General features: G+C 62.4%; 24 protein-coding genes, 1 tRNA gene and 1 pseudogene. 20 read left to right on the top strand and 6 right to left on the bottom strand.

What is annotated here, in order from left to right:
* Positions 1–59 precede the first annotated feature (59 nt).
* The 6 genes and pseudogenes from F2982_RS00215 to F2982_RS00190 all read left to right on the top strand — a co-directional run bounded on the left by F2982_RS00215 (position 60) and on the right by F2982_RS00190 (position 6640).
* The gene (locus tag F2982_RS00215) at positions 60–2330 is read left to right on the top strand and encodes a PAS domain-containing sensor histidine kinase (RefSeq protein ID WP_112711791.1); all 2271 of its coding nucleotides are present in this window, start codon (positions 60–62) and stop codon (positions 2328–2330) included.
* A pseudogene (locus tag F2982_RS00210) lies at positions 2320–3683 on the top strand (sigma-54 dependent transcriptional regulator). Before F2982_RS00215 ends, F2982_RS00210 begins: the two are co-directional and overlap by 11 nt.
* Positions 3684–3742: 59 nt before the next feature.
* Complete coding sequence (locus F2982_RS00205; protein ID WP_203428924.1) at positions 3743–4606, top strand: D-amino-acid transaminase; 864 nt, start codon at positions 3743–3745, stop codon at positions 4604–4606.
* Positions 4607–4716: 110 nt separating this feature from the next.
* On the top strand, positions 4717–4959 hold the full coding sequence (hfq, locus tag F2982_RS00200) for an RNA chaperone Hfq (protein WP_003539403.1): 243 nt from the start codon (positions 4717–4719) through the stop codon (positions 4957–4959).
* Between the two features lie 77 nt (positions 4960–5036).
* The gene (gene hflX / locus F2982_RS00195; protein WP_203428923.1) at positions 5037–6368 is read left to right on the top strand and encodes a GTPase HflX; all 1332 of its coding nucleotides are present in this window, start codon (positions 5037–5039) and stop codon (positions 6366–6368) included.
* Positions 6369–6412: 44 nt separating this feature from the next.
* Entirely contained in the window at positions 6413–6640 is a 228-nt protein-coding gene (locus F2982_RS00190) for a hypothetical protein (protein ID WP_203428922.1), read from the top strand.
* Between the two features lie 88 nt (positions 6641–6728).
* Here F2982_RS00190 and F2982_RS00185 read toward each other — a convergent pair whose 3' ends face one another.
* From F2982_RS00185 to F2982_RS00175, 3 genes are read right to left on the bottom strand one after another with little or no spacing between them, the layout of a single operon-like run.
* Complete coding sequence (locus tag F2982_RS00185; protein ID WP_203428921.1) at positions 6729–7958, bottom strand: NAD(P)/FAD-dependent oxidoreductase; 1230 nt, start codon at positions 7956–7958, stop codon at positions 6729–6731.
* A gap of 6 nt (positions 7959–7964) precedes the next feature.
* Positions 7965–8798: a nucleoside triphosphate pyrophosphohydrolase gene (mazG, locus tag F2982_RS00180; protein WP_203428920.1), complete on the bottom strand. Its 834-nt coding sequence runs from the start codon at positions 8796–8798 to the stop codon at positions 7965–7967.
* Between the two features lie 6 nt (positions 8799–8804).
* Positions 8805–9392 (bottom strand): nucleoside deaminase, encoded by a 588-nt coding sequence (locus F2982_RS00175; RefSeq protein ID WP_203428919.1) that lies wholly within the window; start codon positions 9390–9392, stop codon positions 8805–8807.
* Here F2982_RS00175 and F2982_RS00170 point away from each other — a divergent pair.
* From F2982_RS00170 to F2982_RS00145, 6 genes are read left to right on the top strand one after another with little or no spacing between them, the layout of a single operon-like run.
* Entirely contained in the window at positions 9382–9639 is a 258-nt protein-coding gene (locus tag F2982_RS00170) for a hypothetical protein (RefSeq protein WP_203428918.1), read from the top strand. The two genes, F2982_RS00175 and F2982_RS00170, sit on opposite strands and share 11 nt — an antisense overlap.
* A gap of 2 nt (positions 9640–9641) precedes the next feature.
* Complete coding sequence (gene cysG, locus F2982_RS00165) at positions 9642–11078, top strand: siroheme synthase CysG (protein WP_203428917.1); 1437 nt, start codon at positions 9642–9644, stop codon at positions 11076–11078.
* Positions 11079–11080: 2 nt separating this feature from the next.
* A complete protein-coding gene (locus F2982_RS00160; protein ID WP_130278364.1) occupies positions 11081–11395 on the top strand; it encodes a DUF2849 domain-containing protein in 315 nt (104 codons plus the stop codon).
* 8 nt (positions 11396–11403) lie between these two features.
* Positions 11404–13074 (top strand): nitrite/sulfite reductase, encoded by a 1671-nt coding sequence (locus tag F2982_RS00155; protein ID WP_130278363.1) that lies wholly within the window; start codon positions 11404–11406, stop codon positions 13072–13074.
* A 10-nt stretch (positions 13075–13084) separates the two neighbouring features.
* Positions 13085–13597: a DUF934 domain-containing protein gene (locus F2982_RS00150; protein ID WP_203429985.1), complete on the top strand. Its 513-nt coding sequence runs from the start codon at positions 13085–13087 to the stop codon at positions 13595–13597.
* Between the two features lie 37 nt (positions 13598–13634).
* Positions 13635–14846, top strand: a complete 1212-nt coding sequence (locus F2982_RS00145) for a UbiH/UbiF family hydroxylase (RefSeq protein ID WP_203428916.1) — start codon at positions 13635–13637, stop codon at positions 14844–14846.
* On the opposite strand, the gene F2982_RS00140 is transcribed toward F2982_RS00145, so the two are convergent.
* Positions 14826–15776 carry an AEC family transporter gene (locus F2982_RS00140; protein WP_203428915.1) on the bottom strand — a complete coding sequence of 317 codons (951 nt, stop codon included), beginning with the start codon at positions 15774–15776 and terminating at the stop codon, positions 14826–14828. The two genes, F2982_RS00145 and F2982_RS00140, sit on opposite strands and share 21 nt — an antisense overlap.
* A 44-nt stretch (positions 15777–15820) precedes the next feature.
* Positions 15821–16570 (bottom strand): cytochrome c biogenesis CcdA family protein, encoded by a 750-nt coding sequence (locus F2982_RS00135; protein WP_199629308.1) that lies wholly within the window; start codon positions 16568–16570, stop codon positions 15821–15823.
* Positions 16571–16765: 195 nt separating this feature from the next.
* Here F2982_RS00135 and F2982_RS00130 point away from each other — a divergent pair.
* The 3 genes from F2982_RS00130 (at position 16766) to F2982_RS00120 (ending at position 17797) form a co-directional block, all read left to right on the top strand.
* Positions 16766–16841 (top strand) — tRNA-Lys (locus F2982_RS00130).
* A 217-nt stretch (positions 16842–17058) separates the two neighbouring features.
* Entirely contained in the window at positions 17059–17328 is a 270-nt protein-coding gene (locus F2982_RS00125) for a hypothetical protein (RefSeq protein ID WP_203428914.1), read from the top strand.
* A gap of 151 nt (positions 17329–17479) precedes the next feature.
* A complete protein-coding gene (locus tag F2982_RS00120) occupies positions 17480–17797 on the top strand; it encodes a hypothetical protein (protein WP_203428913.1) in 318 nt (105 codons plus the stop codon).
* Between the two features lie 360 nt (positions 17798–18157).
* On the opposite strand, the gene F2982_RS00115 is transcribed toward F2982_RS00120, so the two are convergent.
* A complete protein-coding gene (locus tag F2982_RS00115) occupies positions 18158–18595 on the bottom strand; it encodes a hypothetical protein (RefSeq protein ID WP_112711823.1) in 438 nt (145 codons plus the stop codon).
* Between the two features lie 205 nt (positions 18596–18800).
* Here F2982_RS00115 and F2982_RS00110 point away from each other — a divergent pair, with 205 nt between their 5' ends.
* The 5 genes from F2982_RS00110 to F2982_RS00090 all read left to right on the top strand — a co-directional run bounded on the left by F2982_RS00110 (position 18801) and on the right by F2982_RS00090 (position 22768).
* Positions 18801–19013, top strand: a complete 213-nt coding sequence (locus tag F2982_RS00110) for a hypothetical protein (protein WP_203428912.1) — start codon at positions 18801–18803, stop codon at positions 19011–19013.
* A complete protein-coding gene (locus F2982_RS00105; protein WP_203428911.1) occupies positions 19010–19387 on the top strand; it encodes a GFA family protein in 378 nt (125 codons plus the stop codon). Before F2982_RS00110 ends, F2982_RS00105 begins: the two co-directional genes overlap by 4 nt.
* Before the next feature lie 147 nt (positions 19388–19534).
* Positions 19535–20842, top strand: a complete 1308-nt coding sequence (locus F2982_RS00100; RefSeq protein WP_203428910.1) for an efflux RND transporter periplasmic adaptor subunit — start codon at positions 19535–19537, stop codon at positions 20840–20842.
* A gap of 11 nt (positions 20843–20853) precedes the next feature.
* Positions 20854–21570, top strand: coding sequence for an ABC transporter ATP-binding protein (locus tag F2982_RS00095; protein ID WP_203429984.1), 717 nt, complete (start codon positions 20854–20856; stop codon positions 21568–21570).
* On the top strand, positions 21560–22768 hold the full coding sequence (locus F2982_RS00090) for an ABC transporter permease (protein WP_130278354.1): 1209 nt from the start codon (positions 21560–21562) through the stop codon (positions 22766–22768). Before F2982_RS00095 ends, F2982_RS00090 begins: the two co-directional genes overlap by 11 nt.
* The last annotated feature ends 7 nt before the right edge of the window (positions 22769–22775 follow it).

Genomic DNA, 22775 nt, shown 5'->3' with positions numbered 1-22775 from the left:
TCCGGTCCGTTGGTTGCAGATGTGGCGTGGCGGCGATTTGCTGCCAGGAGAATGACCTGATGAAGCAGGATGCGGCATCGCCTGCGGCGGGTGAAGAGGGAGTTGCGATCGTTACCGATCGTCGCGCGCTTTTCGCATTGCCAGGCCTCATGCTGGCGGGTGGTGCGCTGCTCTGCGCCACCGCAACGCTCTTCGTGCTGCTCGGCTTCACGCCGATCGAGCCGACCTCGCGCGTCGTCATCACCTCCGTCGTCGTCAATTCCTTCTTCGTCCTTGGCCTGATGGCGCTGATCGGCCGTGAGGTTGCGCGACTGATGAAGGCACGAACCCGTGGAAGGGCCGCAGCGCGGCTTCACATCCGCATCGTCGTGCTTTTCTCGCTGGTGGCGATCACCCCGGCGATCCTCGTCGCCCTCTTTGCGAGTATCACGCTGAACGCTGGTCTCGACCGGTGGTTCTCGCTGCGCACCCAGTCGATCGTCAGCTCGTCGCGCAATGTCGGCCAGGCCTACATGATGGAGAATGCCAGCTATCTTCAGGGCCAGACGGTCTCGATGGCGAACGACCTGGAGCGCAACCGCACGCTCTATAATCTCGACCGTACCGGCTTCGCCGATCTGATGACCCGTCAGGCGCGAGGACGCGGCCTGCTCGGCGCCTTCCTGGTCGAAAGCAACGGCGCGGTGATCACGCAGGCGGATATCAAGACCGAGAAGCCGCTGCCGGCCATTCCGCAGGATGCGCTGACCAAGGCCGCCGCCGGACAGCCGACGCTGATTCCTCCGGGTGTCACCAACCTCGTCGGCGCCATCATCAAGCTCGAATCCATTCCTGACGCATTCCTCTACACGGTGCGTGCCGTCGATCCGAAGGTCATGGGCGCGATGCGCCTGATGCAGGAAAATGCCAGCGAATATCAGTCGATGGAGGCGGGGCGCGTCTCACTGCAGATCGCCTTTGCGGTTCTCTATATCGGTTTCGCGCTGATCGTTCTGCTCGCCGCCATCTGGACCGCGATTGCCGTTGCCGACCGTATCGTCCGCCCGATCCGGCTGCTGATCACGGCTGCCGATAGCGTTGCATCCGGCAATATGGATATCGTCGTCCCAGTTCACGCCGTCGATGGCGACGTCGCCAACCTGTCGCGCACCTTCAATAAGATGATCTCGGAAATCCGCACCCAGCGTGACGAAATCCTCGAGGCGAAGGACGAGGTGGACGACCGCCGCCGTTTCATCGAGGCCGTGCTGTCGGGCGTTACCGCTGCCGTCATCGGCGTCGAGAGCGACCGCCGCATCACCATCGTCAACAGCTCGGCCGAGACGCTGATGGCGCTCGAAGCGCCCGATATGCTTGGCAAGCAGCTTTCCGATATCGCCCCCGAGGTCGATCAGGTCCTCACCGAGGCCGCACAGCGCTACCGCGGCGATTTCCGCAAGCAGATCGCTCTGGTGCGCGGCGGCACGGTCCGTACGCTCAGCGTCCAGGTGACGCGTGAAGAGGTGAGGGAGAGTGGCGAATCCTACGTCATCACCCTCGACGACATCACCGATCTCGTCATTGCCCAGCGTTCGACCGCCTGGGGCGACGTTGCCCGCCGCATCGCCCACGAGATCAAGAACCCGCTGACGCCGATCCAGCTGTCGGCCGAGCGCATCCAGCGCCGCTACGGCAAGCAGATCAATCAGGACGACAAGACCGTCTTCGACCAGTGCACGGACACGATCATCCGTCAGGTCGGCGATATCGGCCGCATGGTGGACGAATTCTCGGCTTTCGCCCGCATGCCGAAGCCGACCAAGGAACCGAGCGATCTGCGCGACATCCTGCGCGACGCAATGTTCCTGCGCGAGATGGGCAACACCCATGTCAGCTTCCTGCAGGAGCTCGGCGAACGGCCGCTTGAAGGCATGTTCGACAGCCGCATGCTGGGTCAGGCCTTCGGCAACCTGATCAAGAACGCCGTCGAGGCGATCGAAGCCGTACCGAGCGAAGAACGCGACGAGCGTAAGGTGCTGGTGCGGGCAGCTATGGACGAAGGCCGTGACCGCTTCACCGTCGATGTCATCGATAACGGCCGCGGTCTGCCGGTGGAAAACCGGCACAGCATTCTAGAGCCTTACATGACGATGCGGGAGAAGGGCACAGGCCTGGGCCTCGCCATCGTCAAGAAAATCATTGAAGAGCATGGCGGGCAGCTTGAGCTGCATGATGCGCCCGCAGAATTTGACCAGGGAAGAGGAGCCATGATCCGCGTGCATCTGCCGCGTCTCGAGCCGGCATCCTCCGCCCCTGCCGAAAGCGACAAGGAAAGCGTTTATGGCCTCTGATATTCTCGTCGTCGACGATGAGCATGACATTCGCGAGATCGTGTCCGGGATACTGTCCGACGAGGGCCACGAAACCCGCACCGCTCACGATAGCGATAGTGCGCTGGCAGCGATTTCCGATCGCGCCCCGCGGCTGATCTTCCTCGACATCTGGATGCAGGGCAGCAAGCTCGACGGGCTGTCGCTGCTCGACGAGATCAAGACGCGCCATCCCGATATTCCGGTGGTGATGATCTCGGGTCATGGCAATATCGAAACGGCCGTTTCCGCCATCAAGCGCGGCGCTTTCGATTTCATCGAGAAGCCCTTCAAGGCTGACCGCCTGATCCTGATCGCCGAGCGCGCGCTCGAAAATTCCAAGCTGAAGCGCGAAGTCTCCGAGCTCAAGAAGCGGGCGGGCGACGCCGTCGAGCTGATCGGCACCTCGGTTGCCGTCTCGCAGCTGCGCCAGACGATCGAGAAGGTCTCGCCGACCAACAGCCGCATCATGATCTTCGGCGCATCCGGTTCCGGCAAGGAGCTGGTGGCGCGGATGATTCACAAGAAGTCGACGCGCGCCAATGGTCCATTCGTGGCGCTGAATGCCGCCAACATCACCCCGACCGGATGGAAATCGCGCTCTTCGGCACCGAGGGTTCGCCCGGCCAGGCCCGCAAGATCGGCGCGCTGGAAGAGGCCCATCGCGGCATTCTCTATCTCGACGAAGTCGGCGAAATGCCGCGCGAGACGCAGAACAAGATCCTTCGTGTGCTCGTCGACCAGCAGTTCGAGCGCGTCGGCGGCTCCAAGCGCGTGAAGGTCGATGTCCGCATCATCTCCTCGACCGCCTACAATCTCGAAAGCCGCATTGCCGAAGGCTGGTTCCGCGAAGACCTTTATCATCGTCTGGCCGTCGTGCCGGTCCGGGTTCCGGCACTGGCCGAGCGCCGCGAGGACATTCCGTTCCTCGTCGATCAGCTGATGCGTCAGATTTCCGAACAGGCCGGCATTCGCTTGCGCCGCATCGGCGATGACGCGATGGCGGTTCTGCAGGCCCATGACTGGCCGGGCAATATCCGCCAGCTCCGCAACAACATCGAGCGTCTGATGATCCTTGCCCGTTCCGACGGTCCGGACGCGCCGATCACCGCCGACATGCTGCCGACCGACCTCGGCGACATGCTGCCGAAGGTCTCGGCCAAGAACGACTATCACATCATGACGCTGCCGCTGCGTGAAGCGCGCGAGATGTTCGAGAAGGATTATCTGATCGCCCAGATCAACCGCTTCGGCGGCAATATCTCGCGCACCGCCGAGTTCGTCGGCATGGAGCGCTCGGCGCTTCACCGCAAGCTGAAGTCGCTCGGCGTCTAAGCTTTTGCCGGCGCAGATCCTGCGCCGGTTCATGTCATTGCCCCAGCATCAGGTTTCCCATGCCCAGAATTTCCTACGTCAACGGCCAGTATGTCACGCATTCCGAAGCAGCCGTTCATATCGAGGACCGCGGCTATCAGTTTGCTGATGGCGTCTATGAGGTCTGCGAAATCCGCCACGGCTATATCGTCGATATCACCCGTCACCTCGACCGCCTGCACCGCTCGCTGAGCGAGCTGCGCATCGCCGCGCCGATGAGCCGGGCAGCGATGGTGCATGTGATTCGCGAGACGGTTCGGCGCAACAAGGTGAAGAACGGCCTGTTCTACATGCAGGTCACCCGCGGCGTCGCGCGCCGTGACCATGTGTTCCCGGCCGAAGGCACCAAGCCGTCGATCGTCATCACCGCGAAAAGCACCGATGCATCGGTTATTGCGAAGAAGAATGCCAATGGCATCAAGGCGGTGACCGTGTCCGACAACCGCTGGGACCGCGTCGATATCAAGACCGTCGGTTTGCTGCCGAACGTCATGGCCCGCCAGCAGGCGAAGGAAGCCGGGGCCCAGGAAGCGATCTATGTCGACCGCGACGGCTTCGTTACCGAGGGTGCCGCAACCAATGTCTGGTTCGTCGATGCCGACGGCACGCTCGTCACCCGTCCGGCAGAGCATGGCATCCTCAAAGGGATTACCCGCACCACCTTGCTCGATGTCGGCGCCAAACTGGGCCTCAAGGTCGCGGAACGTAAGTTCACCGTTGCCGAAATGCTGGCTGCACGCGAGGTTTTCATCACGGCGGCGACAAGCATTTGTTTTCCCGTGGTTTCCATCGATGGACAGACGATCGCCAATGGCCATCCCGGAAGCGTGTCGCAGAATATTCGGGAAGCCTTTTTCGACGTTGCGGAAAAGATTGCGATTTGATACCAAGATTTGCTGGACGCAGGGGTGAGGGTTACCTGCCGATGGCCTGGAGAGGTTGATTAGTATTCTACCGGCTGAAACACGCCGGCAATAAAGAAAGAAGCGGCGCGATGGCGGAACGTTCTCAGAATCTGCAGGACTTATTTCTCAATACTGTTCGCAAGCAAAAGATTTCCCTTACAATTTTTCTGATTAACGGCGTTAAGCTCACGGGCGTTGTCACGTCTTTCGACAATTTCTGCGTTCTTCTTCGCCGTGACGGTCATTCGCAACTCGTGTATAAGCACGCGATCTCGACGATCATGCCGGGCCAGCCCATGCAGATGTTCGAGAGCGAAGAAGCCGCTTCCTGATAGGATCAGAAGTCATTTCGACACGCGATACGAAGAACGATTCCATCATCCCGGAAGCCGAAAAGCTCCGGGACGATATGCGTGCGACCGTCGTCGTGCCCGTGCTCAAGCAGGGCCGGGGACGTGGCGCCGCATCCGATGGTGCAATCTCCACGACACGTTCGCCGGAAAGCCGGCTTGAAGAAGCAAGCGGCCTCGCCGAAGCGATCGACCTCGATGTCGTCTATGGCGCCGTCGTCCCGATCAATGATCCCCGGCCTGCAACGCTGCTAGGCACCGGCAAGATCGAAGAGATCAAGGCCAAGCTGGACGAGCATGATTCGGGTCTCGTCATCGTCGATCACCCGCTGACCCCGGTTCAGCAGCGCAATCTCGAGAAGGCATGGAACGTCAAGGTCATCGACCGCACGGGCCTTATCCTCGAAATCTTCGGCCGCCGCGCCTCCACCAAGGAGGGCACGCTGCAGGTCGATCTCGCGCACCTGAATTACCAGAAGGGCCGCCTGGTCCGCAGCTGGACCCACCTTGAGCGCCAGCGCGGCGGTGGCGGATTCATGGGTGGTCCGGGTGAAACGCAGATCGAAGCCGACCGGCGCATGCTGCAGGATCGCATCATCAAGCTGGAGCGCGAGCTGGAGCAGGTCGTGCGGACCCGCCAGCTGCACCGCGCCAAGCGCAAGAAGGTGCCGCATCCGATCGTCGCCCTGGTCGGCTATACCAACGCCGGCAAATCGACGCTGTTCAACCGCATCACCGGCGCCGGCGTGCTTGCCGAAGACATGCTGTTCGCCACGCTCGATCCGACGCTGCGCCGCATGAAGCTGCCGCATGGCCGCACCGTCATTCTCTCCGATACCGTCGGCTTCATCTCCGACCTGCCGACCCACCTGGTGGCCGCTTTCCGCGCAACCCTGGAAGAGGTGCTCGAAGCCGATCTCATCCTGCATGTCCGCGACATGGCTGATGACGACAATCCGGCCCAGAGTGCCGACGTGCTGCGCATCCTGAACGACCTCGGCATCGATGAAGCCGAGGGCCAGAAGCGCATCATCGAGGTCTGGAACAAGATCGACCGGCTGGAGCCGGAGACCCACGATGTCATCGTCCAGAAGGCATCCGGCGCCGAGAATGTCGTCGCCGTCTCGGCCGTCAGCGGCGAGGGCGTCGACCGGCTGATGGACGAAATCAGCCGCCGCCTTTCCGGCGTCATGACGGAGACCTCGATCACCGTGCCGGTTTCGAAACTGGCGCTGCTGTCGTGGATCTATGAGCACGCCATCGTCGATGCCCGCGAGGACAACGAGGACGGCTCGGTGACGCTCGATGTGCGCATGGCCGAGGCTGAAGCGTCGGCACTCGAAGGCCGGCTCGGCACGCAGAAGACGGCGAAGGAAGATTGGGAGCGCTGAGCGCTCGCAATCTCGCACTGCATCAGATCATTGGAAGGGACGGCATGGCTGGTATCAAGGCTCGGGCAGGCGGTCTGTTGCTGATCGCTATCGGATGCGCTCTTGCCTGGTTTTTCCTGCTGCAGCCGCTGAAGGAAGCGCAGGCCGGTGTTCCCGAGGTCCATTATCAGCTGAGAGCCTTCCTCGCGGTGCCCGCCTGCCTGGTCTTCGGATTGGGCTTTCTGTTCGCCGGCGCAGGCCTGAACTATCGCAATGCCGCCGAAAGAAGCTGACGGTCACCGGCTGGGTGCTCTTCGCGATCGTCGCACTGCTGACGTTGGCGGGCTACTGGTGGTTCCAGCAGCAGTTCTCGGCGCTCGGCTATACCAGCGCCGTCTGATCTCTTGCTGCAGGCTCTTTATCGGAAGCTAGCCATTCCAGACCACTCCGCCCGACAGGATCGAGCAGCTCGCCGGTCACCAGCGTCGTGATCAGGCTGCGCAGAAACGGCAGTTTCGTCGCCGGGCCGATCATCAGGTCGCGGCTCATCGGCAGGATCTTGCTATCCGACTGATAGAACGGCGTCAGCACGCGGCTCAGCAGCTGGTAGAAGCGGATATGGATCTGGCGCTGGCGCAGATGCCGTGAAATGGCATCGCCGACCGTTGCCTCGCGGATCAACGCCGTGCAGAGCGAGGCGGCGTCGAGCAGGGCCATATTGGCACCCTGGCCGAGCTGCGGGCTCGTCGCATGCCACGCGTCGCCGATCTTTACCACATTCTGCCCGGCGACCGGGACGCGCGTATGATGCCGGTAGCGTGCATGAACCGGCTCGGCCGATGCGGCGAAATGGGCAGCCTCCGGCCAGAAGCGATGGACCGCTTCGATCCACGCCTCGCGCCCGGCGTCGCGCCAGGCCGCCACATCCTTGTTGCGGATGCTCCAGAAGAAGGTCGCCATCGGTGCGGCGCCATCCTTGGCCGTGCCGACAGGCAGCACGCCTGCCATCTGGCTTGCCCGGTGATAGCGCTGCTCCAGCTCGTCGGAATGGAAGACGCCCGATGCATCCCAGGGAACGGTGGCCCAGAGCGCGCCGTAATCGAGCTCGGTCGAGGACTTGTAGCCGATCGGCGAGCTGGCCCCCATCGCATCGATGACGAGATCGGAAGCGGCGGATGCTTTGCCATTGCCGAGCTTCAGCCGCGGCCTTGCGCCCGGTTCGAACGCCGTCACCCGCGAAGCCGTTTCGAAACTCACGCTGGATGCGACAGCGGCATCGAGCAGCAGGTCGAAGAGTGCCACTCGCTGGATGGCGATGCCCGACGCACCATTGCGATAACCGACATCGAGCACGGTGCGGCCCGTCGCCGAGAGCCTGCCATGCATCCGCCGGATCCGCGCGCCGCGCTGCTCGACCTGGTCAAGCAGCCCCATCGCCGCGAGAACCGCGGCTCCCGTCGGCTGCAGCACGAAGCCGGACCCGACCGGCTGGGGTGCTGCCATCTGGTCGTAGATGGTGACGTTTGCGCCATGGCGTGCCAGGAGCGCGGCCAGTGACAATCCACCGATACCGGCACCTGCAATCGCGATCTCAAGGCCGGAGAGCTTCATGGCGGGTCAGCCGAGTTGCCGTTCGATGGCTTTCGCCGCCTGCCAGATCTCTTCCATCCGCTCCAGGCTTGCGGCCTCCAACGTTTCGCCTTCTTTCTCAAGAATGGTTTCTATATGATTGAAACGGCGCCTGAATTTCGTGTTCGTTCCGCGCAGGGATTGCTCCGGATCGGCATCGACATGGCGGCCGATATTGACGACGGCGAAGATGAGATCGCCGAGCTCGTCGCTGACCTTGGCCCGGTCGCCATGCGCCAGTGCCTCGCGCAGTTCGCCGATCTCTTCCTCGATCTTGTCGAGGATCGGCTCGGGTGCCGACCAGTCGAAGCCGACTTTGGCGGCACGTTCCTGCAGCTTCAGCGCCTCCGTCAGGGCTGGAAAGCTGCGCTGCACAGAGCCCAGAAACCCGGCCGTGGAGTCCTCGGTCGCCCCGCGCCTGGCGCGCCGCTCGGCACGCTCGCGCTTTTCCGCCTGCTTGATCTCGTCCCACTGCTTCTTCACGCGATCGGGCGTATCGGCATCGGAGCGGGCGAAGACATGCGGATGCCTGCGGATCATCTTGCGGGTGATGGCCTCGACAACATCGCCGAAGGAGAACTCACCGGCTTCCTCCGCCATCCGCGCGTGAAAGACCACCTGTAACAGAAGGTCGCCGAGCTCGTCACAGAGATCGTCCATATCGTTGCGCTCGATCGCATCGGAAACCTCATAGGCCTCCTCGATCGTATAGGGCTTGATGGTCTCGAAGGTCTGGACGATGTCCCAGGGGCATCCCGTTTCCGGGTTGCGCAGCGCTGCCATGATCTCGATGAGGCGCGAAATGTCTTTGGAGGCTTCCATGATCGCTCAATTCAGGGGGATGTCGTTATCGCTCTTGGAGGCCTGATAGGCGCCGGAGAGAGCGTCGTAGCGGGACTTGATGCGGGCGGTCTGCGCGTTCAGCTCGCTCTTCAGCGTATCCGCCTCGGTCTCGACGAGATCAGCGATCGCAAAGCTGTTCCAGAAAGCGTTGCTGCGGCGGTATCCGCCGGGCTCGAGGCCGAAGACTTCCTTGAGGATCTTTAGGTCGTGCGGAATGGCGAAGCTGTCGCGGGAATCTTCGTGGCTGAAGAAATAATAGAAGTTATCGAAACCCGCCCAGGTGATTGCCGACATGCACATGGTGCAGGGTTCGTGAGTCGACAGGAAGATCAGGTCCTTGGTCGCCGGTTTCTCGCCGAGTTCGTAGAAGCGCTTCAGCGTGTGCACTTCGCCGTGCCAGAGCGGATTTTCGAGCTCGTTGTTGGTCTCTGCGACCACCAGCGAGAGGTCGGACTTGCGCAGGATTGCCGCGCCGAACACCTTGTTGCCGGCAGAAACGCCGCGCTCGGTCATCGGCAGGATATCGCGCTCCATCACCTCGAGCAGGCGTGGAGCAATCGTCTTGGAAGCCATGGCTTTCTCCTTGTCGCAGCAAGTCTATCCCGCCCGGGCAAGAAGAAAAATGCCGAATTGCCCGATGGACGTTTTTGATCACAGGCTTTACATTGCACTGCAGCGACAACGGCGTCGCTCGGGCGACTTTTCTCAAATCAGTGGCATGCAGGCAAAAGATTACGCGGACCGCGTAGGCTTTCGAATTTCTGTTTCTTCAACGCCTTGCCGGTTAAAGGCATATTGGCGCAACTTCGAAGTGGAATGATAATGCCTTCCAAGAGCGAACAGCTATCGGTTTTCCCCGCCTTCTTCCGTGTGGAAGGGCGGATCGCAGCCGTCTTCGGCAACGGAGACGAGGCCTATGCGAAGGCGCGCCTGCTGCTGAATACGCAAGCGCGCGTGGTTGCCTATACCGATCATCCGGAAGCCAGCTACCACGCCTTCCTGATCGCCAATCGCATCGAGACCGTCCGCGCATCCTTCGCTGCCGAACAGGTCGAGGGCGCGGTGCTTGTCTTCGCTGCGACCGGTGAGGCTGCCGTCGACCGCGCCATCGTTGATGCAGCCCGCGCGGCAAAAATCCCGGCCAATGCTGTCGACCAGCCTGATTACTGCGATTTCTTCACGCCGGCGCTCGTCAATCGCGCGCCCGTCGCTGTCGCGATCGGAACGGAAGGCGCCGGTCCGGTCCTGGCCCAGATGATCCGCGCGCAGATCGACCAGCTGCTCGCGCCCTCGCTTGGGCGCCTCGCGACCTTGGCGACCAGCTACCGCAAGATGGTCGAGCACCTCATTCCGCGCGGCGTTTCCCGCCGTGTCTTCTGGCGCGGCTTCTTCTCCGGTCCCGTCGCCGATGCCGTGGCCAATGGCAATCTGCCGGAAGCCGAGCGCGCCGCACAGGCGCTGCTGCAGGAAACGGGCAAGGCGAAGGGCCGTATCTGGCTTGTCGGCGCCGGCCCCGGTGCCGAAGACCTGCTGACGCTGCGTGCGCAGCGCGTCATGATGGAAGCCGATGTGCTCGTCTTCGACGCACTCGTGCCGCAGGCGATCGTCGACATGGGCCGCCGCGATGCCGAACGTATTTCGGTCGGCAAGCGCAAAGGCTGCCATTCCAAGTCTCAGGAAGAGATCAACGATCTGCTCGTCCAGCTTGGCCGTGAAGGCAAGCGCGTCGTGCGCCTGAAGTCCGGTGATCCGCTGGTCTATGGCCGGGCAGGGGAAGAGATGGCGGCTCTCCGCGCCGCCGGTATCGCCTATGAAGTGGTGCCTGGCATCACCTCCGCCTTCGCCGCCGCTGCCGATTTCGAACTGCCACTGACGCTGCGCGGCGTCGCCTCGTCGCTGGTCTTCACGACGGGCCACGACTTGACCGGCGACGTGCTGCCGGATTGGGCGAGCCTCGCCGTCTCGGGTGCCACCATCGCCGTCTATATGGGCCGCACCGTCGCGGCCTCGGTTGCCGAGCGTCTGATGGCTGCGGGCATTCCCGCCGAGACGACGGTTGCCGTCATCGAGAATGCCAGCCGCGCCGAGCGCCGTCTCATGCATGGCATTCTGCGCGATCTTCCCGACCTGCAGCATCGTGACGAATTGACGGGCCCCGTCATGGTCATTATCGGCGATGCAGTGGCAGGCGCCAATTTCGAACTGTCCGAGCCGCTGGGTCGCCGGGAGGCGAGCGTGCCGGAACTTGCAAGGAGCTGAATATGGTAGACAAGGTACTGACCGCCAACCGGTTGACGGACGGCATTGCCGTCTGGCTCGACGCCAATGGCGCGTGGGTCACCTCGTTGCAGGATGCGCTGGTCGCCCGCCATGCGGAAGCGGTCGCCGCACTCGAGGACATCGGCAAGAAAGCCTATGCCGACAACAAGGTCGTTGACGTCAATGTCATCGAGGTTCAGGAAACCAACGGCGTATTGTGGCCGCTGCGCCTGCGTGAGCGCATTCGCGCGCAAGGCCCGACCATGGAATATGCTCCGGGATATGCGATTGCCGATCCCAAGTTCATTGATGTCTGAGGAAGCTGATGTACCGTTACGACGAATTTGACCACGCCTTTGTCGCCGAGCGCGTTGCGCAGTTCAGCGATCAGGTCCAACGCCGTCTCGCCGGCGAGCTTTCCGAAGATGCCTTCAAGCCGCTGCGCCTGATGAACGGCGTTTACCTGCAGCTGCATGCCTACATGCTGCGCATTGCCATTCCCTATGGCACGCTGAGCTCAAAACAGATGCGCATGCTGGCCCATGTTGCCCGCACCTATGACCGCGGCTATGGCCACTTCACCACCCGCCAGAACCTGCAGTTCAACTGGCCGAAGCTCTCGGACATGCCGGCTGTTCTGTCCGAACTGGCAACTGTCGAAATGCACGCGCTGCAGACCTCCGGTAACTGCATCCGCAACGTCACGGCAGACCATTTCGCCGGCGCCGCCGCCGATGAAGTCGCTGATCCCCGGCCTTATGCGGAAATCCTGCGTCAGTGGTCGTCTGTCCACCCCGAATTCTCGTTCCTGCCGCGCAAGTTCAAGATCGCCGTCACCGGTGCCGAGCGTGACCGCGCCGCAATCCAGGTCCATGATATCGGCCTGCATCTGAAGAAGAACGACAAGGGCGAGATCGGCTTTGCCGTTTACGTCGGCGGTGGCCAGGGCCGCACGCCGATGGTCGCCAAGCTGATCCGCGACTTCCTGCCGGAAGAGGACCTCTTGTCCTACACGACCGCCGTCATGCGCGTGTACAATCTGCACGGCCGCCGCGACAACAAGTACAAGGCCCGCATCAAGATCCTCGTTCATGAGACCGGCGCCGAAGAGCTCGCCCGCCAGGTCGAGGTCGAGTTCGCGCAGTTGAAGGACACCGAGTTGAAGCTGCCGGAACAGGACGTCGAGGCGATCACCGCCTATTTCGCGCCTCCGGCCCTGCCGCAGCGCGCCGAAGGCTGGGAAAACCTCGCCCGCTGGAAGAAGGCCGATCCGGCTTTCGCCCGCTGGGTCCAGCAGAACGTGCAGCCGCACAAGAACCCCGACTACGGCATGGTGACGATCTCTTTGAAGCCGATCGGCGGCATTCCCGGCGACGCCTCCGACAGCCAGATGGATGCGATCGCCGATATCGCCGAGGAATATGCTTTCGACGAAATCCGCGTCAGCCACGAACAGAACCTGATCCTGCCGCATGTGGCGCTGGCCGATCTCGAAGCCGTCTATCGTGGCCTCGTGGCGATCGATCTCGCCGAAGCCAATGCCGGGCTGATCACCGATATCATCGCCTGTCCGGGCCTGGACTACTGTGCTCTCGCCAATGCGCGCTCGATCCCGGTGGCCCAGGAAATCTCCCGCCGCTTCGGCAATCCCGAGCGCCAGGCCGAAATCGGCGAGCTGAAGATCAAGATCTCCGGCTGCATCAACGCCTGCGGCCATCACCACGTCGGCCATATCGGTCTGCTTGGTGTCGAGAAGAAGGGTGCCGAGCTCTATCAGATCACGCTTGGCGGCTCCGGCGACGAGCACACCTCGATCGGCGAAATCATCGGCCGCGGCTTCGAGCCCGAGAAAGTGACGGACGCCATCGAGACGATCGTCGATACCTATCTGAAGATCCGCAAGGATCAGTCGGAAATCTTCCTCGAAGCCTATCGCCGTGTCGGGCCGCAGCCGTTCAAGGACGCGCTTTACGGCTCTGCCGCCGAAGCTGCGTAAGGAGGGGATGATGACGAAGATCTGGAGAGAAACCGGTTTTGTCGAAAACGATCCCTGGGTCATCGAGACCGAGGAAGTCAAGGCAACCGAAAATCAGAAGCCGCTGCTTGGCCTCGACGAGCTCATCGCCAAGGCGGACGAAAGCAACGATGTCGGCCTCGGTGTGCTGGTCAAGCCGGCCGACGATGTCCGCAAGCTCGAGCCCTATCTCGACCGTCTGGCGATCATCGCCGTTGCCTTCCCGGCATTCAACGATGGTCGTGCCTTCAGCCATGCCTCGCTGCTGCGCGATCGCCTCGACTACAAGAGCGAACTGCGCGCCGTCGGCGACGTGCTGATCGACCAGGTGCCGCTGATGCTGCGCGTCGGCATCGACAGCTTCGCCGTGACCAACGAGACGGCGCTGAAGCGTCTCTCGGAAAACCGTCTGCCGGGAATTCAGCATCATTATCAGCCGGCTGTGCGTGACGCGGACAGCGGCAAGGGCTATAGTTGGCGCCGTCAGGCGAAGCCGGCGGCATAAGGCCGGCTCGCCGTCATCTGATGACGGAAGCAATGCGATGAAGAATTTCGAAGTGGCGGTGATCGGTGGCGGTCTCGCCGGCATGGTTGCCGCGGTAGCGATTGCCCGCGGCGGCCGCAACGTGGCGCTGATCGCGCCGCCTGCAGCCAGGGAAGACCGCCGCACCACGGCGCTGATGGATCAGTCGATCCGCTTCCTCGATCGTCTGACCCTCTGGGACAAGCTGAAGCCGTCGACCGCGCCGCTCACCAGCATGCGCATCATCGATGGCACGAATCGCCTGCTGCGCGCACCGGCAACGACCTTCCGTGCCGCCGAAGTCGGCCTCGATGCCTTCGGCTACAATTTCCCGAACAAGGCTCTGACCGATGTGCTGGAAACGGCCATCGCAGGCGAGGGCAATATCACGCGCTTCGACGCTTTCGCCGAGACGATCGAAATCGGCGCCGAGAGCGTGACGCTGACACTTGCCGGCGGCGAGCAGCTGACGGCCGATTTCGCCGTCGGCGCCGACGGGCGCAAATCGAAGCTGCGCGAAACGGCCGGCATCGATGTCCGCAACTGGTCCTATCCGCAATCGGCCATGGTGCTGAATTTTAGCCATTCGGTGCCGCACCAGAACATCTCCACCGAGTTTCACACCGAGCATGGGCCTTTCACCCAGGTCCCGCTCGCAGGAAGCCGCTCCAGCCTCGTCTGGGTCCAGAACCCGGCGGAGGCCGCTCAGAATGCCGAACTCTCCCTTGGTGATCTGAGCCGTCTCGTCGAAGAGCGCATGCAGTCGATGCTCGGCAAGGTCACCGTCGAAGAGGGCGTTCAGGTCTGGCCGCTGTCCGGCATGATGGCGCATCGCTTCGGCAAGGGCCGGATCGCGCTGATCGGCGAGGCTGCCCACGTCTTCCCGCCGATCGGGGCTCAGGGCCTGAATCTCAGCCTGCGCGACATCATGGCGCTGACCGACATCCTCTGCACCCGCGCCGAATTGCCGGTCGCGGCCGATGCAGGCGACCAGTTCGACCGTAAGCGCCGCGCCGATATCATGACGCGCACCGCAAGCGTCGACCTTCTGAACCGCTCGCTGCTTTCGGACTTCCTACCGGTGCAGATGCTGCGCGCTGCCGGCCTGCACATCCTCTCGGCTATCCCTCCGCTGCGCAATGTCGTCATGCGCGAGGGAATCGAGCCCGGCCGCGGTCTTCGCGGCATTCCGGCGGCGCTCAAGGAAAGGCTAGGCCGGAAGAAAGCCTGATTTGATCGCGATCAGGAACATCGATACGGTGACGACAGACAGCGCCGTGGTGATCAGGATGGTCGCCGACGCGCGCTCCTGCCAGACGTGATAGAGCTGGCCGAGGACGAAGACATTCGTCGCGGTCGGTAGTGCCGCGAGCAGCACCGCGGCATAGACCCAGACCGGCTCGAAGCCGCCGGCCAGCGTCAGCGCCGCGTAGACGACGAGCGGATGGACGATGAGCTTCGCCGGAACGATGTAGCTGATCTCCACAGGCACCCGCTTCAGCGGCCGCAGCGCCAGCGTCACGCCCATGGCAAACAGCGCGCAGGGTGCGGCCGCCTGGGCGAGATAGTCGATGAACTGCCGGAGCGCCGATGGCTGCTCGAACTGCAGCCCCGCCGCAAGAAAACCGGCCGCCGTCGACAGGATGAACGGATGCAACGCGACCTTGCGGACGATATCGACGGCAATCTGTCCCCGTGAGCGCTTGTCATCGCCGGCAGCCGCCATCATCGCCGGCGCCACGATGAAATGCAGCGCGTTCTCGAGGCAGACGATCAGCGCGACCGGAACCGCAGCCCTGTCACCGAAGGCGATCAGCGCCAGCCCGGGACCCATGTAGCCGATGTTGCCATAGGCGCCGGCAAAAGCCTGGATCGTCGATTCGTCCATCCGGCTCTTGCGGATGAAACGGCCGATAACGAAAATCGCGATAAAGATCGAATAGGTGGCGGCCAGATCGGTGACGATGAAATCGATCCGCGCCAGATCCTCGACCGGCGTGCGCGATACGAGCTTGAAAAACAGCGCGGGCAGGGCGGCATAGACGATGAACGTATTCAGCCAGCCGAGCGCCTCGGCCGGCTGTTTCGTCACTTTCGCGGCGATATAGCCGATCAGGATCAGGCCGAAGAAGGGCAGGAGCAGGCTGATGATGTCGGCCACTGGACCGTCCGGGGCAAGTTGCAGAGCGGGCGAATGCTTCCCGCTTAGCCGATCTGCATCAGGATTGGAAAGGTCTGCTGGAACCAGATCGCGGCTTGACTGATAAAGCCGAACATGAAGGCGAGGCCGGTCAGCACCAGAAGCCCGCCGAGAACCTTCTCGACGGTGCCGAGATGGCGACGAAAGCGCACCAGGAACCGCATGAAGGCGCCCGAGAAACCGGCTGCGATCCAGAAGGGAATGGCAAGGCCCAGCGAATAGATGGCAAGCAGCCCGGCGCCGGAACCGACCGTATCGCGCGACGCGGCGACGCCGAGGATCGCGCCGAGTACGGGGCCGATACAGGGCGTCCAGCCGAAGGCGAAGGCAAGACCCATGACATAGGCGCCGGTCAGCGTCGCCGGCTTGCCGCCATTCTGGAAGCGGGCCTCGCGCGCCAGCAATCCGATTCGGAACACGCCGAGGAAATTCAGGCCCATGATGATGATGATCAGGCCGCCGATCTTCGAGAGAATATCGAGATGCTGGCGGAGAGCCATGCCGATGCTGGAGGCACCCGCACCCAGCGCCACGAATACGGTCGCGAATCCGAGCGTGAAGAACAGCGCCGAGAAGAACACGCCGCGGCGCACATCGGGAGCCACGGCAACAGCCGTCCCGCCACGGAACTGATCGACGGAGATCCCGGCCATATAGCAGAGATAGGGCGGAACGAGCGGCAGAACGCAGGGGGAGAGGAAGGACAGAGCACCGGCGATCAGGGCGCTCCACAGGGAAATATCGGCAATCGACACGCATCTTCTCCGGCTGCAATCAGGCCGTTCTCTAGCGCTGCGGCCACGCGATTGCCAATCACCTTTTTGCGCTCCGGCAAGAAATGTGCCGAACGCCTGTGAAAGGCATGATTTTTCGGTTGACCGCAATGGGTCGCCTGCATATGTTCCGCGCACTTCCAGCCGGGCGGCAAATCGCTGTCCAGTGCACCGTGGGAGAGCGTAGCTCAGCCGGTAGAGCAACTGACTTTTAATCAGTAGGTCTCGGGTTCGAACCCCGACGCTCTCACCACTTTCTCCCAGTGATTTTCCGATCTGAGCAACCGGCGAAGACTGTTTCCGTTGCCTGTCTCTGCCAACTCGAATCGGCATTCTCCCGCCTTTTCCGCGGCTTAGCGCCCGCCGCATTCCGTCTTTTGCGGAACAATCACATTTCCCCCGCGTTAGCTGGCATCGACTGAATGATGCCATGCCCGGATCAGTATCCGGCTCAATATGCGGAGAATATAGTGAAGAAGCTTCTTGTTGCCTGTTTCATCGGTCTCGCCTCGATCACCGCGAGTGCCACGCCCTCCATGGCCGACAGTGTCACGGTGACGATCGGGGATAGCCATCATGGGGATCGCTGGAATCGCAGTCACCATAACGACTGGCGCCGCCATCACTACCGCTCGCGCCATCACGCGCGCCGCCACTGCAATGTAAGGACCGTGCGCTATCATCGCCATGGCCGTGTGGTCTTCGCCAAGAAGCGCGTCTGCAGCTATTCACGCTGGTAATCACCCGTGACTGAGGAAGAGCCCCGGTTCGCGCCGGGGCTTTGTCATGTCTGCGGGACGGCGTCGTTAATGCGGGATTAATCGCAATGATGCCATTGTTTCGATGTTTGAGTGCCACAGCGCGAAGCGCGGAAGCTCGACTGGAGAGACGATGAAGAAGATAACGAGTTCGATCTTGGCGGCGGTGATTGGTGCGAGCTGCCTGATTGCAGTGACGGACAACGCAGCCGCGGACGACTGGCGCCATCGGCGGCATTATGATCGCCACTATCACGACAATACCGGCGCAGCCATTGCCGGCGGCCTCGCTGCCGGCGTCATCGGCGGCATGATCGGCGGAGCCCTTGTCAACAACGGCCCGCGTTATGTCGAGCCACCTCCGCCGCCGCGTTGCTGGTTCGAGGACCGCCAGGTGGCCAACGCCTATGATGGCGGCTGGCATATGGAAAGCGTTCGCGTCTGCCGCTAAGGCCGGACGAGCCGCAAATGAAAAAGCGCGCCGTTGAGCGCGCTTTTTGTTTGCCGTCGATTATTGCCGTTCAGCGCCGCGGAAAGTCGTTCCAGTTGGATGCCCGTGCCTTGGCGACAACGGTCTGGGCCTCGCGGCCGAGGAACAATACGCTGAAGATTGCGACGATTGTGATGATATCCCACATGGCCTGACCCCTCGTTGGACGGGCCGTTCATCGGCAGCCGTCATGTTCCGGGTGCGACCGCCATCGCACTTGCGGATGGCCTTAATATGATCGAAGCCTAAGCTATCGCATATCGCGAGATTTGGGGATGCCCCGCCGCTAGCTTCGGCGAGGCACCGGCTCCTGGTCCGCCATCAACCCTTGAGCTTGGCATTGCAGAGGCTGTAATAGCCGCCGCCCTTCTGGATCCACTTCAGGCCGCCAAGCGAATTGTTGGCCTTGTCTTCGTTGTATGCATCGACGCAGGTATGCATGCGGGCCTTGCCGGGCTTTTCGCTGGCATATTTCGTCGAGATTGCGGTCGGGAATTTCACGCCCGAGGGGGCAGCCACCGTCGGCTTTTCGGGCTCTTCATTGGTGTTGAGAGAAACGTCGGGCTCGGCGGTTGCGTCAGCGCCGCATTGAGCCTTGCGGAAGTCGTTCCACTTCACGCCTTTTGCCGAGCCGTCCGCCTGCGCGGACTTATACTTGGCGCTGCATTCTTTCATTGTCAGCGCCGAGGCCGGTGTTGCCATGAAGGCCGTGGCGCCGAGAAAAGCAAGCGAGGTAAGCAGAAGTGCACGATTGAGCATTGGTCCATCCTCCGATTGTACCGTGTGCCCGTAAACTATCGGACCGGATGAAATTCTCAGTCAACGCGGCAATTTATCTCACCAACTATAAGTATAGTTCCACGATTACTTTCAGGTTGCATTCTGTTTCACGTTTTTCCGCTGGCCTTTCCATGATCGGCCGCCGCCCTAGATTGTAAATGCAGCGCGCAGGAGGGCTCTTTCGATGACCGGACATACGAGTGACAGCAAGACCTCATCCCACAAGGTGATCCGCGGGCGGCCCTACAGCATCAGCGAATTCGCGCGCAAATACCGCCTCGATGATGACGAGGCGAAGCGGCTTTTCGACAAGTTCGGTCCCTCAGCCACGGAGCTCGACTTGTTGATGGCGGCAAAGCGCAGGCCGCCGCAGCCGACGCCCGGCCTCGGCATGTGAGCGCGCTTCGCAGCGGCGGCTGTCTCTGCGGCGCCGTCCGCTACGAGATCCGGGGCGAGCCTTTGACATCCGGTCTTTGCCATTGTGCCGATTGCCGCAAGGAAAGCGGCTCGCTGTTCTCCGCTTATGCGATATGGCCGCGCGCCGCCCTGACTTATGCCGGTACCGTCTCCGTCTTTGCCGGGCGCAGCTTCTGTCCGCATTGCGGCGGTCGCTTATTTTGCCTGACGGATGAGAAAGCCGAGCTGCGGCTCGGCTCGCTCGATGGTCCTCCTGTTGGTATCGAGCCGGCACAGGAGGTCTGGATCATCAGGCGTGAGCGCTGGCTGCATCCCGTCGCCGGCGCGGCACAGTTTCCGAGAGATCCGGTTTGAAAAGCGGAGTTTTATTACCAAGATTTAATTGCACAATGCCCGCTTTCCGTGCCAATGCGGCGCTATCGCTAATCTCCGGTTCATCTACCCTGTGACTATCTAGGGATGAACGGAGCAGGTGCTCCCATATCTCTGTTTGAGGATTTTATGAGCGATTCCGAAACTGGAACCGGCCCGAAGACATCGCCCGCCAAGCATGCCGAAAACGATCTCGCGGCCGTTCTCGCCGCATCCGGCAAGCGCCGCAAATCCGGCCGCTGGCGAGGGAGACTGCTTGCAGCCGCGGCGATCGTCATCATCGGTGGCGGCGCGGCCTATTACTATTCCGGCCGCGGCGGCAACGAATACAGCTATACGACCCAGCCGGTGAAGCGCGGCGACCTGACGGTGCTCGTCACAGCCACCGGTTCGGTGCAGCCGACGGAGCAGGTCGATATTTCGAGCGAGCTTTCCGGCACGGTGCGCGACGTCAATGTCGACTATAACAGCACCGTCAAGGCGGGCGACGTGCTTGCCGTCCTCGACACCAACAAGCTGGAAGCCGACGTCAAGAGCTCGCGCGCCAAGCTCGCTTCCGCGAAAGCCAATGTCACCAAGGCCGGTGCCGATCTCGAATCGGCGCGCACCTCGCTGGATCGCGTCAAAAACCTCGTGCAGAGCAACGTCACGACGCGCCAGAGCCTCGACGACGCGAGCTACAAGTTCGATTCCGCCGTCGCCACCAAAGAGATCAATGAAGCCGACGTGCTATCGTCGGAAGCCGATCTGCAGCTGGCGGAAGTCAATCTCGCCAAGGCGAAGATCGTCTCGCCGATCGATGGCGTCATCCTGACGCGTTCGGTCGATCCGGGCGCAACCGTTGCCGCGTCGCTCTCCGCACCGGTTCTGTTCGTCATCGGCGGAGACCTGAAGAAGATGGAGCTGCAGGTCGATGTCGATGAGGCCGATGTCGGCCAGATCGCCGTCGGCCAGAAGGCGACCTTCACCGTCGACGCCTATCCGGACCGCACGTTCCCCGCCGAGATCGAGCAGATCCGCTTTGCCTCGGAGACGACCAACAACGTCGTTACCTACAAGGCCGTCCTTTCTGTCGATAACGCGGACCTGCTGCTGCGCCCGGGCATGACGGCGACAGCCGACGTCACCGTCGAGGCCGTCAAGGACACGCTGATGGTGCCGAATGCGGCGCTGCGCTATGCGCCGCCAGAAACGGGCGCCGGCCGCAACCGCGGTATTTTCGGTCTCTTCCGTCCGCCCCGCATGGGACCGCGATCGGGCGCCGGTGGCGAGGCGCTGACCGGCAACAAGCGCCGCGTTTGGGTACTGCGCGGCGAACGCCAGGTTCCGCTCGTCATCCAGGTGGGCTCGTCGGATGGCCAGTTCACGCAGGTGACCTCGGGTGAGATCAAGGACGGCGATGCGCTCGTGACCGACGCCACCGCCAGGACACGATAGGCGGGCGGATGATGAGCACTCCGCCGCTTCTGGAATTCCGGCAGGTGTCGAAGATCTACGGCGAGGGCGAGGCGGCGATCCGCGCACTCGACCGCGTCGACATGACGATCCGGACACACGAGTTCGTCGCGATCATGGGTCCCTCCGGCTCCGGCAAGTCGACGGCGATGAATATTCTCGGCTGCCTCGATGTGCCGACTTCGGGCGACTATGTCTTCCAGGGCATCTCGACGACCGGGTTCGATCGCAGCCAGCTGACGCTGCTGCGCCGCCACATGCTGGGCTTCGTCTTCCAGGGCTTCAATCTTCTGTCGCGCACCTCGGCGCTCGAAAATGTCGAGCTGCCGCTGATCTATCGCGGCATGCATGCCGCGGAGCGTCACAAGCGCGCCCGCGAAGCGTTGAAGCTCGTCGGACTCTCGGGCCGCGAACATCACAAGACGCAGGAGCTCTCCGGTGGCCAGCAGCAGCGCGTCGCAATCGCCCGCGCCATCGTCACCGAGCCGGCACTGTTGCTCGCCGACGAGCCGACCGGCAATCTCGATACCAAGACCAGCATCGAGATCATGGATCTGATGACGCGCCTGAACCGGGAGCAGGGGATCACCATCGTCATGGTCACCCACGAGCCCGATATCGCCGGCTATGCCCAGCGCCTGCTGCGCTTCGTCGATGGCAAGCTGGAAGCCGAAGTGGCGCATAAGCAGGAGGCCGGCCATGTTTCTTGAGACGCTGAAGCTCGCGCTGCGCGCCATCACCCGCAACATGCTGCGCTCGTTTCTGACCGTGCTCGGCGTCGTCATCGGCGTTGCAGCCGTCATCGCGTTGGTGACGATCGGCAATGGCACGACGGCGCAGGTATCGGCCGAGCTCTCCCGGCTCGGCACCAACATGCTCTTTGCCCGGCCAGGCCAGTTCGGCCCCGGCCGCGCCAGCACCGAGGCCCGGCGCTTCACCGTCAAGGATGTCGATGCCATCAGAGATCAGGTGAGTGGCCTGCGCGCTGTCGCGCCGCTCAACCAGACGACGGCGACGGTCATCTATGGCGGCCAGAGCCATTCGACGAGCGTGATGGGCACGACCAACGACTATTTCATCGCCCAGGATTGGGACATGGCGCTCGGCCGTACTTTCGATGCCGCCGAGGAACGGGGCAGGGCGCGCTGTATCCTCGGCGAGACCGTGCGCTCGCAGCTTTTCGGCGGCGCCGACCCGACCGGCCAGCAGATCCGCGTCGGCAAGGTTTCCTGCAGCGTCATCGGCGTTCTCGCCAAGCGCGGTCAGTCGGGCATGGGTAATGACCAGGACGACGTGGTGATCATGCCGGTGAAGGTCTATCAGCGCCGTATCGGCGGCAAGGCCAATGCGAATGTGCAGATGATCGTCATCTCGGCGCGCGATGGTGTCGAGACCTCCAAGATCCAGGACGAGACCGAAAACCTGCTGCGCGAGCGCCGCAAGATCATTCCAGGCCGCGAGGACGATTTCAACGTCAACGACATGACACAGATCGCCGAAGCGATGACCGGAACGACGACGCTGCTGACCGGCCTGCTCGGCGCCGTCGCCGCCATCAGTCTGCTCGTCGGCGGCATCGGCATCATGAACATCATGCTGGTATCGGTGACCGAGCGAACCCGCGAGATCGGTATCCGCCTGGCGATCGGCGCGCTGGAGACGCAGGTCCTCATGCAGTTCCTCGTCGAGGCGGTGGCGCTGTCCTTGTTCGGCGGCATTACCGGTATCGTGCTCGGCATGGGGATCGGTTTCGTTTCGGTGACGCTGCTGAAGGTGCCCTTCGTCGTCAGCCCGCTGATGATCGGCGTCGCCTTCGCCTTCTCGGCGGCGATCGGGATGATCTTCGGCTATTTTCCGGCCCGGCGTGCTGCCCAGCTGAACCCGATCGAGGCACTGCGTCACGAGTGACCTGAAG

This window comes from Rhizobium sp. BG4, assembly GCF_016864575.1.
GTDB lineage: Bacteria > Pseudomonadota > Alphaproteobacteria > Rhizobiales > Rhizobiaceae > Rhizobium.
Note: the sequence above shows the minus strand (reverse complement) of the source record. Positions and strands in the feature narration are given on the sequence as shown.